This is a genomic window from Psychrilyobacter piezotolerans (assembly GCF_003391055.1).
Classification (GTDB): domain Bacteria; phylum Fusobacteriota; class Fusobacteriia; order Fusobacteriales; family Fusobacteriaceae; genus Psychrilyobacter; species Psychrilyobacter piezotolerans.
This window is the reverse complement of sequence record NZ_QUAJ01000011.1, coordinates 60,431-77,584: the sequence shown is the minus strand read 5'-3', so window position 1 is coordinate 77,584 and position 17,154 is coordinate 60,431. Positions and strand designations below refer to the sequence as shown.

The following is a 17,154-nucleotide window of genomic DNA, read 5'->3' as shown; positions in this document are numbered from 1 at the left end:
TTTAATCATAAAGGCGGTAAGTTAATATGAGAAAAAAAAGTTTAAGAGAAAAATTATTTAATAGTTTAGAAAAAAGGTTAGAGAAGCTAATAACGATATTTAATCTATTTATATTTTTTCCTAGAAAATTTAATGATTTTCAAAGATATGATAATTTAAAATTATATATCGATAGTGAAGAATTATTTTTAAATAATATAGACGTATTAAATGGAAGGTATCTAAGATATGATGTGATTTTGAATTATATGGGAATAAAAGGTATTGAAGAAAAGAATGATGAGTATTTAAAGATAATAGAAAACTTTATAAATAAAAAAGAATTAGAAAAAAAAATAAAAGAAAAAAATGAAAAGCAGCCTATATTGATATCTAATGGTGAAAAAATATTAAAAGATGAGGTTTTTAAATTATCAATGGCTTTATATAAGGGAAAGAAAAGAGTAGATGTTAAATATGATTTTCGAAAAAAACATGAAGCTGACTACGATTTTAATTGGTTAAAAAATAATTTTAATCAAAATAATATAGAGATCATTCTAGAAGAATATAATAATTTGAGAAAAAAATTTTATCCGCAAACTAATATGCTTATCTGGGCTCCAGCTCATAAATATTTAAAGAATATAAAAAAAGAAATTTCCACAAAATCATATATTACTAAAGAGGTTGTTTTAGAGTTTGATACCCAAAATGAATTAAAGCAATTTTTAGAAGAAGTTTATTGCAGTGGAAATAACATTTTTGGCAGAGTACAACAAAAATGGGACAGGATAAAGGATGAAGAATTAAAAATAATTGTATTATGGGCCGAAACTAATCTAAGTAAAAGAGAAAAAGGATTTTTAATAGAGATGGTTGAATTAAAGAAAAGAATTAGGAGTAAGATCAGTAAAAGAATGAAAAACTATGTCTTTGACAGTGTGATTCATATGGGTGGAAACAGAACTGAAATAAATGAATTAGATGAAATATTAGACCGATATATATAGTAAAAATGTAGGGGGGAATAATGGGAATTAGGGAATTAAATAGAAAATTACAGGATTTTTTGAGACCTAAAAGATTGGCTTTGGGAAGGTTTTTGTGGGATAGAAAAAATAACTCTTCTTTTTTATGGTTTCTCTTTAATAAAGAGAAACCGAGGTTGGAGCTAAAGAAGATAAAGCATAATAATTTAATCAAAGAAGAAAATATAAGGTCTATTTTATTTATAAGAAATGACGGGAAGATCGGGGATATGATCATCAATACCTTGATGTTTCGTGAAATTAAGAAGGTATATCCAGGGGTAAAGATCGGAGTAGTCACCAGAGGAGCCAATAAACAGGTTATAGTGAATAATCCCCATGTGGATGCGATCTATGATTACAGTAAATCCGACAGGGAATTAAAAAACTTAGCTCATAAGATAATGGAAGAAAAATATGATCTTTTAATTGATTTTTCAGAAATTCTGAGAGTTAAGCAGATGAAGTTTATTAACCTTTGCATGGCTAGGGTCAATATGGGACTCAATAAGGATGATTGGAACTTATTTGATGTGTCTGTGGAGTATATAGACGGAGAAAAGCATATAACTAATAGATATAAAGAATATTTAAAAATATTAGGAATAAAAAATCCAAATCTATCCTATGATATACACCTTTCAGAAGAAAATTTAAAATTCGGAATAGAATTCAGAGAGAGAATAAAAGAAAAAAAATTGATCTGTATAAACCCATATGGGGCGAGCAAATACAGGACTTTAAATGAAAAGAAAATTAAGGAAATAGTAGGGGAAATATTAAAAGAAGAAGATACTGCAGTAACTTTTGTGTATTCGCCGGATAAATTAGTAGAATTGAAAAAAATAGCAGAAGAAATAAATTTAGAGAGGGTCTACCTAAATGAAAAAATATTTACAATATTAGATACTGCATCAATTATCAAGGTATCTGATTTAATAATTACGCCAGATACTTCTATAGTTCATTTAGGAGTCGCTTTAGATAAAAAAATGGCAGCCATCTATAGGTCAGATGAAGGGTCTGGGGAGTTAAACAGCCTTGTGTGGGGAGCTAACTCACCTAAAGTAAAGCAGATATATGCTGAACCAAGTTTAGGAGAAAACGAAGAAGCTGATATAAATGAATTTCATGTTGAGGAAATAGAGTTGAGTTAAAAGCGGAAAGAATAGATAAGTTTTTAGAAAGGGTATTCAAAAATAAATAGATAAATTATTTTAGGAGATAAATTATGAAAAAAAAAGTATTAATATATAACGGACAATTATTCATGGGTGGAATAGAAAAAGTATTGACTAGATATCTTCATGCATTAAGTCTTCAAGAAGATTTAGAGATAGAATTACTTATAAAAGAAAATGATCCAGAAAAAAATGTTTTATACAAAGAATTACCTAAAAACTTAAAGTGTACTTTTATTAAAAGTAGGAAAATGGTTAATTTTAGGGAAAAAATGTCATCGAAAAGGAAAAACATATTCTACAATATAATTTATCAAATAATGAGGGAGATAGAAAAAATACAAATGAAAATATTTTTAAAATCTTTTTTTCAAAAGAATGACGATATCGATGTAGTTATTGATTTTGATATGAGTTTAGGAAAATATTTAGATAAAATAAAAACTTCAAAAAAAATAGGATGGTTTCATTATAGTATTGCAGCAAAAAAAGGGAAAAAAAGAGAAAGACGAAGAGAACGGTTAAAAGGATACGATAAATTGGTAACAATTTGTGATGAGATGACAGAAGAATTGAGAGAAATTTATCCAGCAGAGATAGAAAAAGTTATAAGACTTTATAATCCTTTAGATATAGATGAGGTAAAAACTACGTCACAAGATATGAAAAATCTTAACAATGAGGAAAAAAATTTAATTAAAGAAAAATATTTAATAGGTGTATCTAGGTTAGTTCATGGTAAAGGACGAGAGGATCTTATAAAAATATATGCAAAGTTAAAAGTTTTAGGGATTAAAGAAAAGTTATATATATTAGGTGAAGGTCCTGAAAAAGAAAAGTTAGAAAAGCTAATAGAAGAATTAGGATTAAAAAAAGAAGTTTTTTTACTAGGGCAAAAATCTAATCCATACGTTTGGATGAGAAATGCATCACTTTTTTTACACCCATCATATGGAGAAGGTTTTGGATTAGTACTAGCAGAATCAATGGTCTGTGGAACACCGGTAATAGCATATGATTGTCCTACAGGTCCAAAAGAAATATTGGAAGACGGGAAAAGTGGCGGTTTAGTAAATGTAGGAGATATAGAAAAATTTACAGAATTAGTATATGAAACACTAAAAAATCCTAAAAGTTTAGAAAATTATATGAAAAATTCTAAAAATAGAGTATTAGATTTTTCAATAGAAAAAATAATAAAACAATTTATTGAGATGTTAAAATAATTGAGAGGTAATTAGATGAAAAAATTTACTATTATATATGAAGAATTAGACCATATGAAATTAGGAAAACCTCAAATGATGTATCCAGCATATATGAATTATTTTGGTTGGGAATCAGAAGTGATAACTTATAATTTAAAAAAAGATTTGCCTGAAGAACATAAAAAGGTAAAAATAAAACAAATAAAACAATTATTTTCATTTTTACCCAATGAAAATATAACAAAATTTATAAAAAGAATACCTTTGTATATAAAAATTTATAAAGAAGCTAAAAAAATAGATGTATTAATGTTATACCATTTAACAAAGTGTAGTTATTGGAATGCATTTTTTTATAAATTATCAAATCCAAATGGTTTAATTTTCATTAAAGGAGATTTTGAATATTCTATATTTCAAAATGAGGTAAAATGGTTAACAAAGAACCCTAAAACGATAAAAGAGTTCTTTAAGAAAAGGAAATGGAAAAATGAATTTAAAAAAAGAAAAAAATTGGCAGAAACAATAGATATATATAGTGTAGAAGCAGAAAATGCATATGAAGGATTGCTAAAAAATGGATATGCAGGAGTAGATGTTTCAAATAAATTATTACATATTCCAAATGGATTTGACCTGAAGTCATTAGAAAAACTAAATATTCAAAGAAAATCATATGAAGAGAAAGAAAATATAATTTTTACTGCTTGTAGGTTAGGAACTGAACAAAAGAATACTGAATTTTTCTTAGAAGTATTAAATAATGTTGACCTTAAAAATTGGAAAGTGGTACTGGCAGGACCGGTTGAAGAAGAATTTAAAGAAACTATCAATAAATTTTATAAGGAAAACCCACAACATAAAGAAAGGGTTAAGTTTTTAGGGTATGTAACTGATAAGGCTTTGCTGTACAGCTATCATAATAAAGCAAAAATATTTATGATGACTTCTAGATGGGAATCCTTTGCTAATGTATTTTTAGAAGCCATGTATTTTGGCGAGCATATAGTAGTTAGTCGTGTAAGCGGAGCAGAAGACTTAACAAACCATCAAATGAGCGGGAAAATCATTGAGCAAAAAGATCTGGAAGGATATTCAAAATATATTCAAGAAGTAATTGATGGGAAAATAGATTTAGAAGATAAATATGATAAAACTATAAAACATTCAGATAATTTTTTATGGGAAAAAAGTGTCGGTAAACTAAGAGATAGAATTAAATTATTAATGAAAGAGAGGTAAATAATGAAGATAGCGGTAGCAGGAACAGGATATGTTGGCTTATCTAATGCAATACTTTTAGCTCAAAATAATGAAGTAGTTGCATTAGATGTAGTAGAAGAAAAAGTGAACATGATTAATAAAAAAAAATCACCAATAGTGGACAGAGAAATTTCAGAATATTTAAAAAATAAAGATTTGAACTTAAAAGCCACTTTAGATAAAAAAGAAGCTTATGAAGAAGCAGAATACATAATTATAGCTACTCCTACAGATTATGATACAGAAACAAATTATTTTAATACCGAGTCTGTAGAATCGGTAATTAAAGATGTGCTTGAGATAAACCCCAATGCAACTATGGTAATTAAATCAACCGTACCAGTGGGATATACAAAAAGTATTAAGGAAAAATTTGGAATAGATAATATCATCTTTTCTCCTGAATTTTTAAGGGAAGGGAAGGCACTTTATGACAACCTTCATCCTTCGAGAATAATTGTAGGTGAAAAATCTGAAAGGGCTGCAATTTTTGCTGATTTACTTAAAGAAGGGGCTATTAGGGAAGAAATATCTGTATTATTTACCGAATCTACAGAGGCAGAAGCTATAAAATTATTTTCTAATACATACCTAGCTATGAGGGTAGCATATTTTAATGAATTAGATTCATATGCAGAAGCTCATGGGTTGGACAGTAAACAAATTATAGAGGGAGTAGGTTTAGATCCGAGGATAGGGAATCATTATAATAATCCTTCATTTGGATATGGTGGATATTGTTTACCAAAGGATACCAAACAGCTTAGAGCTAATTATTCCGAAGTACCCAACAATATAATTCAAGCTATAGTAGATGCAAATACCACAAGAAAAGATTTTATTGCAGATAGAATATTAGCAAAAAATCCTAAAATAGTAGGTATCTATAGATTAACAATGAAAACCGATTCAGATAACTTTAGAGCATCAGCCATTCAGGGTATAATGAAGAGGATAAAAGCTAAGGGTATAGAAGTAGTAGTTTATGAACCAGTATTAAAAGAAGAAAATTTCTTTCATTCAAGAGTTATAAAAAATTTAGAAGAATTTAAAAAAATATCAGATGTTATTGTAGCTAATAGATTATGTGATGCTTTAGTCGATGTAGAGGAGAAAGTTTATACAAGAGATCTATATAGGAGAGATTAAAAAAATAATTAAATTATAAAAGGAGAGAGAAGGGTGTATATAAATTTAGTTATTGCTCTATTAGGATTATTGGTAATATTAGCTTTTAAGGGAGTCGTACCGATATTATCGATATTATTTATTAGCGTTGTATATAGAAAAATTAAATATAAAGAAAAATTTAAGCTAGAGAAAGAGCATATTGGAATATTAATATTTTTATTATTAATAGGGTTATCTTTTATAACTTCTATTGATAGAGAGGCATCACTGACCCATTTTAATAGGATCATACGAGCTGTAATAGCACCTGTGATTATATTTAATTTTTTGCCCATGAAGAAAAAATATTTTGATTATGGGTTTGTTTTAGGGGGATTAATATTTGCGTGTATGGGAATATCTCAATATTTCTTTGAATTAATTCCATATAAGGGTGGAAACCATCTAAGAATAGATGGCGGATATGGAATTTGGCACTACTCTTATTATATAACATTTATTTCAGTATATATTTTTAATTTATTTATATTAGAAGAAGAAAAAAGGAAAAAAATATTGTTATTGATCATTAGTTTAACAACAATGTTTGCTGTACTACTATCAAATACCAGATCGGCATGGTTGGCGATGGTGATAGGAATATTTGTGGCTTTATTAATAAATAAAAAAATAAAAGAGATTTTAATACTACTTATATTGAGTTCGGTATTGATATTTTCATTTAAGGATACCCCTATAATACAAAGGTATATATCAAAAGCTCAAACAATAGTTGATATAAAGAAGAATAGAAGTAATTTAGGGAGATTTGAAGTATGGACAGATGCTTATAATATATTTAAGGAAAATCCAATCTTAGGAGTAGGGATATCAAACTATGATCGTGCTTCACGAAAAAATTACAAGACTAAGCCTGGAGGCAGATACTATAGTGCACACAGTGATTATTTAGGGTTATTATGTGAAACCGGAGTTGTAGGATTTATAGGGTTTTTATCAATGTTTGTATTGATGTTAAAGGAAGCTTATAAAAAAAATAAACTAAATATTTTACTCCCTATAACTACAGTACTTTTATTTTTAGGCATATTTGAGTCGAATATGAATAAAAATGCATATGTATATGTGATGTATTTTATATTGTACAGTGTTATTAATTATGGAATAGAGGATAAAAAAGAAATTATAAAAGAGGAAAATAATGATTATAAAGAGAGCAGAATATAAAGATTATAAAATATTTTATCTAGAAAAAAATAAAAACTTTTTAAAGTTGGGGAAAAATATAGTAGACACAGATATAGAAATGTTTCAAGAATTTAAAGTTACAAAACGAAACTATGTTGTCGGGCTTGAGTTTGAAACTGAAAAATATATTTTAAAATCTCCTAGAAATGAGCATCGTATTCCTCAAAGAAAATTTTTTACCATGTTTAAAGGTGGAGAATCCTTATCGACCTTAAAAAATGTAAATACTTTGATCGATGAACATAATTTTGATGAATTTGTGAGACCGTTGATGGCCATAGTTAAAAGAAAAAACGGGATGATAGTGGATAGTTACTTAGTTATGGAATATGCAGAAGGATCATCATTAGAAAAAAAAGATATATTTACAGCAGTAGAATTCTTAAAAAAATTACATAAATCTAAACATTATCATGGTGACGCAAATACTTCTAATTTTATGATGAAAGACGGTAAGTTGAGAACTATCGATACGCAGGGAAAAAAATATTGGCTTGGAGAGTATAGAAAATATTATGAGGTATTTACATTTTCTGAAGATCGCTTGGCTTTAGAATATAAGTTAAATGGAATAGAATTATTTAACTATCCTAAGAATATATGGTATTACTTAGCGTATTTTGTTAAATACGGGAAGAAAAATAAATACGTTGAAAAAATAAAAAAGTGGAAGAAAAAGAAAAGAGATCAAGGGTGGAAGATATGAAAAAAATATTAATAGTAAGATTTAAACAAATTGGTGATTCACTATTGGCTACACCAATATGTGAATCCCTGAGGAAAACTTATCCGCATGCCAGGATAGATTATGTAGTCTATGATCATATAGCGCCTTTATTTGAGGGTCACCCTGCAATAGATAATGTAATATCTATAACTAAGGAAGAAAGAAAGAATCCTTTTAAATATGCGGCTAAGGTATGGAAGGTAACCAGATTAAAATACGATATTATCATAGATATTATGTCTACTCCTAAATCCGAGTTGTTTACTCTGTTTGGCAGATCGGCAGAATATCGTATAGGAAGATGGAAACCCAAAAGAGGATACACTTATACTCATTCAGTGAAAGAGCCTGAGGTATCTCGTGATAAGGTGGATAAATTTTTACATATGCTGAAACCATTGGAAGATTCCGGAATAGATATAAAATATGATACTACCTACAGGGTAGTGCTCACAGATAATGAAAAAAAGATGATGAAGGAAAGGATGACAGAGGCGGGGATAGATTTTAATAAGCCTATTTTTGCATTTGCCATAAACAGCAGAAGACCCGAAAAAATATGGAATCCTGAAAATATGAAAAAATTGATTATAACTATTTTGGATAAATACAATGCCCAGGGAATATTTTATTATTCACCGGCAGAGAAAGAATTTGCCAAAAATATACATAGAGAATTAGGAGACAGAGAAGATATTTTTTCCAATGTAACAACAAGATCCATAAGGGAATTAGCTATGCTGCTTTCTAATTGTGATATGTTTGTAGGAAACGAAGGGGGACCAAGGCATATTGCTCAGGGACTTGATATCCCTAGTTTTGCTATATTTTCACCCAGGGCAGAAAAAAAAGAATGGCTGTCCAATGCCAATGACAGGCATCGTGGGATAGAACCAGATGATATTATCAGGGAACTGAAGATAGAGAGGCCGGAGACTCATAAAGAGGAGTATGAATTGATAACTCCCGAAAGGGTCCTGCCTATAATAGATGAGATGATGGGCAGCTATATAAATTAAAAATATTAACAGGTGTAAAGGAGAAAGAATTTCTTTCTCCTTTTATATATTTTATTAAATATGTTATAATAATAAGCGATTATGTATACGAACAAAAATAAAATCATAGAGGAGGCTTTAGTTTGAAAAAAATATTAATAATACATACGGCATTTATTGGAGATATAATTTTATCAACTCCTCTAATAAAAAAATTAAAGGCTAAATATATAGATGAAGGATGCAGTATAACCTATGTAACTACTCCGGCAGGAGCCAGTGTATTGAAAAATAATCCAGATCTGGATGAAATCATAGCCTATGACAAAAGAGGGGCTCATAAAGGATTTAAGGGGCTTTATCTGCTGGGGAAAAGACTCAATTATAAGGGGTTTGATGAGGTGATAATTCCTCATAGATATTTGAGAAGCTCTATCTTGGGCAGATTGACTGGAGCTCCTAAAAGGATTGGATATGACAATGCCAGTGGAGGTTTTTTACTGACTAAAAAAATTCCCTACGATAAATCCAAGCATGAGGTAGAAAAATTACTGTCATTTGTAGAATTAGATAGTTTTGCTGATGACCAGCTATCTCTCTATCCCAGTGAGATGGAGAAGGAAAAGATAGATGAGATATGGAAAAAGAATAATTTAGAGGGGAAAAAAATAATTTTACTAGCCCCTGGGAGTAAATGGTTTACCAAGAGATGGCCCCTGGAATATTTCAACGAACTTCTAAAAAAGCTGGCTGTAAAAAGTGAATACAGGGTTATCCTTATTGGAGGGCATGAAGAGTCTATGCTTAATATGTATATAGACAAAAATATAATAAACTTGATGGGGAAAACCAGTCTCTTGGACGTGGCAGAACTTTGCAGGAGAGGTGATATAATCGTTACCAATGACAGCTCTCCTATCCACATAGCTTCAGCCTTTGAAAAGTTACATATAATAGCTATTTTTGGAGCAACGACCAGGGAGCTGGGATTCTTTCCGTGGTCGAAAAACTCAGAGGTCTTGGAAAACAATGATTTAGACTGCAGACCTTGCGGATTACATGGAGGAGATAAATGTCCTAAAGGACATTTTAAGTGTATGCTGGAGATTAAGCCGGAAGTGGTGTACGATAAAATACAGGAGTATTTTAACTAAAAAAGAGTCGCGAATAGAATGAATTTGAATTTATGAAGGGGTAATTCATGAATTGCCCGTACTGGAAATCTGTGTCAAAAATGGTTTTTATTCGTGATAAAAAAGAGGTCTTATGAAAACAAAAAAAAATAATGATATTACTATTTACTATAAAGATGAAAAATATCTGAAAATATTAGATAATTTGGAAAAATTAAAGATAGAGAAGGTATTTAAAGATGACAATAGAAGTAAGGTTAGTTTATTTACTTTTGAAGGAGAGAAATTAGTATTTAAAGTTCCCAGGGAAAAAAACAGCCGGAAATGGCAGAGATTTCTTTCTATCTTCAGGGGGGCGGAATCTTATCGTGAGTTTATACAGGCAGAAAAAATTCATAAGGCAGGACTGCTGACGTATAAACCTATTTTAGCTTTCGAAAAAAGAAAATATGGATTTGTGGTGGATTCGTATTTTATATGCGGATATCTTTCGGGGGAAACAGGATCGATAAAACATTTAAAGGTTATTAAAAATGAACTGGATAAAATTCATCGGTCGGGATATTTACACGGGGATTCCCAGCTGGTTAATTTTATTATTGATAACAAACATGTCTATATTATAGATTCAAAATTTTCAAAAAATAAATATGGAAAGTTTGGAGCCAGGTATGAATATATATATTTGGAGGAGAGCTGTCCCGGAGATATAGACTATGAAAAAAATGATATTTATTACAGGGGAGCTAAAGGATTAAATAATTTTCTTCATTGGTGGGGAAGGGTAAGAAAAAAATTAAAGGGTAAATAAATTTTTTTAAAGGGGAGCTTAAATGAAAAAAAAAGGAATATTAAAGAGTTTCATGAATCAATATATTTTAATATTGATTACCTTATGTTTTACAAGAATTTGGTTTTTAAATGTAAACAATAATGGGGGTCTCACATGGGATGAAATTTTTAAGGGGTTTTATATAGGGGTTAAGTTTGATGCCTCCGTCGGAGGAATGGTAATGGCTGGTTTACTATTATTATTTTTAGTTTCCAGGATAATACCATTAAAAAAAATCTGGTTTAAAATTTCCATGGGAATCTATGGAATTTTAATGTTTATAACCATATTTTTTTCAGCAGGAAATGTTTATTATTTCAGGGAATTTAAGACCCAGCTAGATGCATCGATCTTTGAATATGCAGGGGATAGTGAGATCTATGGAAATATGGGAGCTATCTTCAACCTTCCTTTGATATACGGGTTGATATGTATACTGACAATAATAAACCTATGTCTGTCTTATAAAAATTTAAAAGAAATTTATTTAACCGACAGGCTGGGAAAGACAAAGAAGAATATTTTAAGTTTTATAATTTTGATTTTAATTGTATTTGTCGGAATAAGAGGGTTACAGAATAGACCTAGAAATGTAGAACATGGATTCTTTTCTAAGAAACTTTTAGCTAACCAAATGACACAAAACGGGATGCTGTCTCTGATCCATTCTATAGAAAGACAGATAGAGTTTAAAAATATTGATATGAAAAAATTAGAGTTTTTTGATAACGATGAATTGATTAAAAGGAGCAGGGAATTAGTGGGAACCGAAAATAATGAATTTTTAAGTGATCAAAATCCTCTACTTAGAATTACAGATACAAAAAGACCTCTCCGAAATAAAAATGTAGTTCTGATCATAGCTGAAAGTTTCTCAGGACAATACGTAGGAGCACTGGGGCACAACGATCCTGACCTGGCACCTTATTTTAGTGAGCTATCTAAAAAAGGAGTCTTATTTACCAGCTTCTATGGAAATGGGACAAGAACCAGAAATGGCGTGTTGTCTACCAATGTATCTTTCCCGGTACAGGTAGGAAGGGATCTCATGCGTGACCCGGCTGTGCAGAAACCATTTTATGGTCTGCCCAGAATATTAAAAGACAGGGGTTATAACACTAATTTTTACCACGGATCCAGATTAAATTTTGATAATATGCAGGGAGTTCTTCTGACTAACGGGATGGATAATTTTACAGGAAAAAAAGATTTTCCCAAAGAAATAACTTCCAAATACCACTGGGGTGCACCGGATACAGTGTTGTTTGACAGAAGTGTCAAAGAGATAAAAAAATTAAAGGAACCGTTCTTTGCAGAGATACTGACTATATCCAACCACAGTCCATTTGAAATACCAAATGAATACGACAGGCTGGAGGAGTATAGAAAAAAATATGGGGAAAGAGACCCTAACCCAGATAACGATGACTCCCTTATGATGAGATATAATGCCTATAGATATATGGATACAGCCTTTGAGGAATTTTTTGAGAGTATCAAGGATGAACCCTGGTATATGGATACACTTTTTGTAATTGTAGGGGACCATTCTTTTAGTGGATTATATCATAATATTCCATTATTTCTCTATACTCCAGACGGGTCATTGAAACCTCAGAGGGTAGATAGTGTAGGAGCACAGGTAGATATCCTGCCGACAATTATGGGTTATTTAGGCGGATTGTATAAGAACGCGTCATGGGGAAAGGATCTTCTCGATGCAAAAGATGGGGAGAGGATGGCTTACGCAAAATCTCCTAAAAAATTTGAAAAAGCAGTAATTATATATAAAGATTACTACTATGAAAAAAATGGAAGAAAATTTACCCTTAAAGATAGGAAAACATTAAAAAATATAGATTCCAATGGGAAAGAAAAAGATATAGAAAAGATGGAGAACTTCATAAAGTTACACATGCAGTTATCAGAAATTATGGTAAGAAAGAGAAGTTTTGGAGATGTAGATGATGATATCTCGTTGACAAACTAATAACTCGTATTCAGCACAAAGAAAAGAGTACACAAAGGTCCACGGAGAAAATAATTTTAAGTTTTGAATTCGGAACTTAGAATTGCTTAACTTGGTGAGCCTCTTTATCTCATTTCTTTGTGATAAAAAATTAAAAAAAGGAGTTGAGAACTATGTTCCCGACTCCTTTTAAATTGAATTATATAGAAAAAAGCTTATTTTACTGCTTCTGCACCTTTATTTAAAGCTTCTCTGTTCATAGGAACAAATTTAGCTTTATTTTCTCCGAATACTTTTACGAAAGCTTGTAAAACACTATCGTGGTCTACAGTTTTAGTAAGTTCTAAGAAAGCTCCTAACATAACCATGTTAGCTGCTTTAACAGTTCCACAAGATTCAGCGATTGCATTTGCATCGATATAGTATGCATCAACATCGGTTCTAGTTGTTTTTTCCTTGATTAAAGATGAGTTGATAAGTATTTTCCCCCCAGAAATTACATCTACTTCAAATTTATCTAAAGAAGGCTTATTCATAGCTATTAAACATGTGGCATCTCCTACAACTACAGGTGATCCAATAAGACCATCAGAAACGATAACACCACAGTTAGCAGTTCCTCCTCTCATTTCAGGACCATAAGATGGTAACCATGAAACTTGTTTCTCTTCTATCATTCCAGCGTATGCTAATAATTGACCTAAAGACATTACACCTTGTCCACCAAATCCGGCAGCGATTACTTTCTCATTCATTATTTATCCCCTCCTTCAGGAGTTCTGATATTACCTAATGGGTAATATGGAATCATATTTTCTTCTAACCATTTTAATGAATCAACAGGAGTCATTCCCCAGTTTGTAGGACATGTAGATAATATTTCTACGATTCCAAAACCTTCTCCACGCATTTGCATTTCAAAAGCTTTTTTGATGGCAGTTTTAGTCTTTCTAACGCCAGCTGGATTATGAACAGTACATCTTTCTACGAATTTAGCACCGTCTAAAGTAGCTAACATCTCAGAGACTCTCATAGGCATTCCAACTTTTTTAGGATCTCTACCTAATGGAGCTGTAGTAGCTTTTTGACCTACTAAAGTAGTAGGAGCCATTTGCCCACCAGTCATTCCATAGATAGCATTGTTGATGAATATAGTTGTGAATTTTTCTCCTCTAGCAGCAGCATGAACGATCTCAGCAGCACCGATAGAAGCTAAATCTCCATCTCCTTGATAAGTAAATACTACTTTATCAGGATGAACTCTTCTGATACCAGTAGCTACAGCTGGAGCTCTTCCATGGGCAGCTTGATGGACATCACAATTAAAATATTTATATGCAAGTACAGAACATCCAACTGGTGCAACACCGATAGCTTCTCCTAATACTCCTAATTCTTCTAAAACTTCTCCAACTAATCTATGAACAATTCCGTGGGTACATCCAGGACAATAGTGAGTTTTAGCATCTGTAAGTCCCTTTGTTTCTTTAAAAACAACTGCCATTATTTAGCACCTCCAACAAGTTTCTTAACTGCTTCTACAACGCCAGCAGGAGTTGGGATAACTCCCCCAGTTCTTCCGTAGAATGCAGTAGGTAATTTACCATTTAAAGCTAATCTAACATCTTCGATCATTTGTCCTCTACTCATCTCAACTGTTAATACAGTTTTTGTAGTAGAATCAATGTGATCAAATGCCTTATCAGGGAATGGCCATAATGTAATTGGTCTGATTAATCCTACCTTGATTCCATCTTTTTCTAAAATATCGATAGCATTTTTTACGATTCTAGCAGTAGTTCCATAAGCAGCGATTACTATTTCAGCACCTTCTAACTTATATTCTTCCCATCTGCATTCGTTTTCTGCCATTAAGTTATATTTTTCTTCTAATTTAAGAATATGATCTTCTAAGTCTTGAGCATCTAAGAATAAAGAATTGATAACATTAGGTTTTCTCTCTTCTTTAGTTCCGTCAGTTGCCCAAGTTTTTTCCTCTAATTTTCTATGAGTAACATCTTTAAATTCTACAGGCTCCATCATTTGACCGATCATACCATCAGCTATTACCATAACTGGAGTTCTGTATTGATCAGCTACGTCGAAAGCTTCTTGAATCAGATCAACTGTTTCTTGAATAGATGCAGGAGCATATACCGGCATGAAGTAGTCTCCATTACCTCCACCTTTAACTGACATGAAATAGTCAGATTGAGCAGGTTGAATCCCTCCTAAACCAGGACCCCCTCTCATCATATTTACTAGAACAGCTGGTAATTCTGCTCCAACTAAGTAAGAGATTCCCTCTTGCTTAAGTGCCATACCGGGCGAAGAAGACGAAGTCATTACTCTTGCTCCACATCCAGCAGCACCGTAAACCATGTTTATAGCAGCTACTTCAGATTCAGCTTGAACAAATTCTCCTCCAACTTCAGGAAGTTTTTTAGACATATATTCTGGAATTTCATTTTGTGGCGTGATAGGATAACCGAAGAAATATTTACATCCAGCTTTAATAGCTGCTGCACCAACGGCTTCGTTACCTTTCATAAGTACTTTAGACATTATTTTAGTCCCCCTTTATTAATTTCTTTCAACTGTGATAACAGAATCTGGACACATAAGACCACATTGAGCACAACCGATACATTTATCCTTATTTGCTTCACTTACGTGAGCCGGGTTATACCCCTTTGAGTTTGTAGTGCTTCTATCTAATTCAATTATCTTAACCGGACAGACAGACACACATAGTTCACAACCTTTGCAACGATCTGAATTAAAAGTAACCATTCCTTTAGCCATTCTAAACCTCCTACTAATTTGTATTTTCATGGGGCAGCCACAAAACACTACCCTTATGTTTAACTCATTTTAACATTTATCCTTATATTAAACTTATCGGTTATAAGTTATAAGTAGCTTTTTAGCTCATCCAATTTTCTCTCATTATTAGAGAGGTGGTGATACAGATATCTTTTAATTTTTGAGGCAGCTGTTCTGCTACTTCTTCGATACATGATATATATTTAATTGGAAGATTCAATTTTTTCGAAACTTCCTCAGAAATTTTTTGACCAAATAAAACATCTTCCAATGTAGTGTTTCTCATCATATGAGTATTATTTACTAATCCGGTAACTTTCATTCCGGTAGTTTCCTCGATAGCCTGCAGGTGAGATATAATATCTGCTGCATTCTGTGTTTCAGGTCTGTAAGTATTGATAACGAAGAACATGTCATAATCATCAGGCCTGATATCCTTGGAGTGACGTGCCAAAGCCCTGGCTCCTACATTATCTCCTCCAACATCTAAAATTAAGTTCCATTCATTACCTACGATTAATGTTCCGACTTCCCCGCTGACAGCAGGAATATCCAGAGCTGTTCCGTCGAGAGAACTATATATGACTTTAATTCCTTGTTCTCTTAAAATTTCAGCTTTTTCCCTGCTTCTAAAATACGGGTTAACTACATCCATATCAGCAATGGCAACTTTGTCTTGAGATTCCTTAAGAGCTAAAGAATAGTTGATTGCAAATTCGGTTTTACCACTTCCGTAGTGACCACAAATAATTCTGATTCTATTATCTTTTAGCATTTTAAACTCCTAAGTTACTATATTTTTAGTACATATAATTGATTATACTTTAAAAACGATGAAAAAGTCAACCAAAAAAAGCTTTTTTTTGATCTTTTTAGAATTAAAACAGGATATAGTGTTTTGATAACATACGGTACACATATATATAGCCTTGTATTTGCAAAGGGAAGCTGAAAAATACAGATATTTGTACTGAAAAATTGGACAAAAATTATTTTTTTATTTTTGTTGACATAAAATTTAAACCTTGTATAATTTAAATAGCAATAATTATAAATAAAAAAAATGGAGGTAAAATCATGTCAAAAAAATACATTCATACAGAAAATGCACCAGCTGCATTAGGGCCATATTCACAAGCGGTAGAAGTAAACGGAACATTATATGTTTCGGGACAAATCCCATTCGTACCAACTACAATGGAATTAGTATCTGAAGATGTACAGGAGCAGACTAAACAATCATTAGAAAACGTAAAGGCTATCCTTACTGAAGCTGGATATTCTTTAGCCGATGTTGTAAAGGCTGGAGTTTTCATCAAAGATATGAATGACTTTGGAAAGATCAATGAGATCTATGCACAATACTTTACAGATACAAAGCCTGCTAGAGCTTGTGTAGAAGTAGCTAGATTACCAAAAGATGTTAAAGTTGAGATCGAAGTAATAGCAGTAAAATAATTGAAATAATAATTGATAAAATTTTAGGAAAATCTTCGGATTTTCCTATTTTTTTTACTCGAATATTCTGGACTTGTACAAATTTTGTGAAATTTCAAAATACAATAAGGAAAGTTATATGTATATTATATTAATACAATATCATTTAGATATTTTTGTTATTATTATTT

The 17,154-nt window shown here is 31.3% G+C and carries 17 protein-coding genes; 12 read left to right on the top strand and 5 right to left on the bottom strand.

The window, feature by feature from the left end; all coding sequences use genetic code 11:
* Positions 1-26: 26 nt before the first annotated feature.
* The 11 genes from DYH56_RS07750 (at position 27) to DYH56_RS07700 (ending at position 12,721) form a co-directional block, all read left to right on the top strand.
* Positions 27-992 carry a hypothetical protein gene (locus DYH56_RS07750; RefSeq protein ID WP_114642293.1) on the top strand — a complete coding sequence of 322 codons (966 nt, stop codon included), beginning with the start codon at positions 27-29 and terminating at the stop codon, positions 990-992.
* Between the two features lie 20 nt (positions 993-1,012).
* The gene (locus tag DYH56_RS07745; RefSeq protein WP_114642292.1) at positions 1,013-2,167 is read left to right on the top strand and encodes a glycosyltransferase family 9 protein; all 1,155 of its coding nucleotides are present in this window, start codon (positions 1,013-1,015) and stop codon (positions 2,165-2,167) included.
* Positions 2,168-2,241: 74 nt separating this feature from the next.
* A complete protein-coding gene (locus DYH56_RS07740; protein WP_114642291.1) occupies positions 2,242-3,417 on the top strand; it encodes a glycosyltransferase in 1,176 nt (391 codons plus the stop codon).
* Positions 3,418-3,432: 15 nt separating this feature from the next.
* The gene (locus tag DYH56_RS07735; protein WP_114642290.1) at positions 3,433-4,641 is read left to right on the top strand and encodes a glycosyltransferase family 4 protein; all 1,209 of its coding nucleotides are present in this window, start codon (positions 3,433-3,435) and stop codon (positions 4,639-4,641) included.
* 3 nt (positions 4,642-4,644) lie between these two features.
* Positions 4,645-5,811: a nucleotide sugar dehydrogenase gene (locus DYH56_RS07730; RefSeq protein ID WP_114642289.1), complete on the top strand. Its 1,167-nt coding sequence runs from the start codon at positions 4,645-4,647 to the stop codon at positions 5,809-5,811.
* Positions 5,812-5,844: 33 nt separating this feature from the next.
* Positions 5,845-7,020 (top strand): O-antigen ligase family protein, encoded by a 1,176-nt coding sequence (locus tag DYH56_RS07725; protein WP_114642288.1) that lies wholly within the window; start codon positions 5,845-5,847, stop codon positions 7,018-7,020.
* On the top strand, positions 6,995-7,747 hold the full coding sequence (locus DYH56_RS07720; protein WP_114642287.1) for a lipopolysaccharide core heptose(II) kinase RfaY: 753 nt from the start codon (positions 6,995-6,997) through the stop codon (positions 7,745-7,747). Before DYH56_RS07725 ends, DYH56_RS07720 begins: the two co-directional genes overlap by 26 nt.
* Positions 7,744-8,787, top strand: a complete 1,044-nt coding sequence (locus DYH56_RS07715) for a glycosyltransferase family 9 protein (protein WP_114642286.1) — start codon at positions 7,744-7,746, stop codon at positions 8,785-8,787. The genes DYH56_RS07720 and DYH56_RS07715 overlap by 4 nt, the downstream gene beginning before the upstream one ends.
* A 122-nt stretch (positions 8,788-8,909) precedes the next feature.
* Complete coding sequence (gene waaF, locus DYH56_RS07710; protein WP_114642285.1) at positions 8,910-9,920, top strand: lipopolysaccharide heptosyltransferase II; 1,011 nt, start codon at positions 8,910-8,912, stop codon at positions 9,918-9,920.
* A gap of 112 nt (positions 9,921-10,032) precedes the next feature.
* The gene (locus DYH56_RS07705) at positions 10,033-10,710 is read left to right on the top strand and encodes a lipopolysaccharide core heptose(II) kinase RfaY (protein ID WP_114642284.1); all 678 of its coding nucleotides are present in this window, start codon (positions 10,033-10,035) and stop codon (positions 10,708-10,710) included.
* A 22-nt stretch (positions 10,711-10,732) separates the two neighbouring features.
* Positions 10,733-12,721, top strand: coding sequence for an LTA synthase family protein (locus tag DYH56_RS07700; RefSeq protein ID WP_114642283.1), 1,989 nt, complete (start codon positions 10,733-10,735; stop codon positions 12,719-12,721).
* 194 nt (positions 12,722-12,915) lie between these two features.
* Here the strand turns inward: DYH56_RS07700 and DYH56_RS07695 are convergent, their stop codons facing one another.
* The 5 genes from DYH56_RS07695 to DYH56_RS07675 all read right to left on the bottom strand — a co-directional run bounded on the left by DYH56_RS07695 (position 12,916) and on the right by DYH56_RS07675 (position 16,301).
* Positions 12,916-13,455 carry a 2-oxoacid:ferredoxin oxidoreductase subunit gamma family protein gene (locus tag DYH56_RS07695; RefSeq protein WP_199532992.1) on the bottom strand — a complete coding sequence of 180 codons (540 nt, stop codon included), beginning with the start codon at positions 13,453-13,455 and terminating at the stop codon, positions 12,916-12,918.
* Positions 13,455-14,204 (bottom strand): thiamine pyrophosphate-dependent enzyme, encoded by a 750-nt coding sequence (locus DYH56_RS07690; RefSeq protein ID WP_114642281.1) that lies wholly within the window; start codon positions 14,202-14,204, stop codon positions 13,455-13,457. The genes DYH56_RS07695 and DYH56_RS07690 overlap by 1 nt, the downstream gene beginning before the upstream one ends.
* Positions 14,204-15,265, bottom strand: a complete 1,062-nt coding sequence (locus tag DYH56_RS07685) for a 3-methyl-2-oxobutanoate dehydrogenase subunit VorB (RefSeq protein WP_114642280.1) — start codon at positions 15,263-15,265, stop codon at positions 14,204-14,206. The genes DYH56_RS07690 and DYH56_RS07685 overlap by 1 nt, the downstream gene beginning before the upstream one ends.
* An 18-nt stretch (positions 15,266-15,283) precedes the next feature.
* A complete protein-coding gene (locus tag DYH56_RS07680) occupies positions 15,284-15,505 on the bottom strand; it encodes a 4Fe-4S dicluster domain-containing protein (RefSeq protein ID WP_114642279.1) in 222 nt (73 codons plus the stop codon).
* Positions 15,506-15,626: 121 nt separating this feature from the next.
* Positions 15,627-16,301 (bottom strand): ATP-binding protein, encoded by a 675-nt coding sequence (locus DYH56_RS07675; RefSeq protein WP_114642278.1) that lies wholly within the window; start codon positions 16,299-16,301, stop codon positions 15,627-15,629.
* A gap of 302 nt (positions 16,302-16,603) precedes the next feature.
* On the opposite strand from DYH56_RS07675, the gene DYH56_RS07670 reads away from it, so the two are divergent.
* Positions 16,604-16,984, top strand: a complete 381-nt coding sequence (locus DYH56_RS07670; RefSeq protein WP_114642277.1) for a RidA family protein — start codon at positions 16,604-16,606, stop codon at positions 16,982-16,984.
* Positions 16,985-17,154 lie beyond the last annotated feature (170 nt).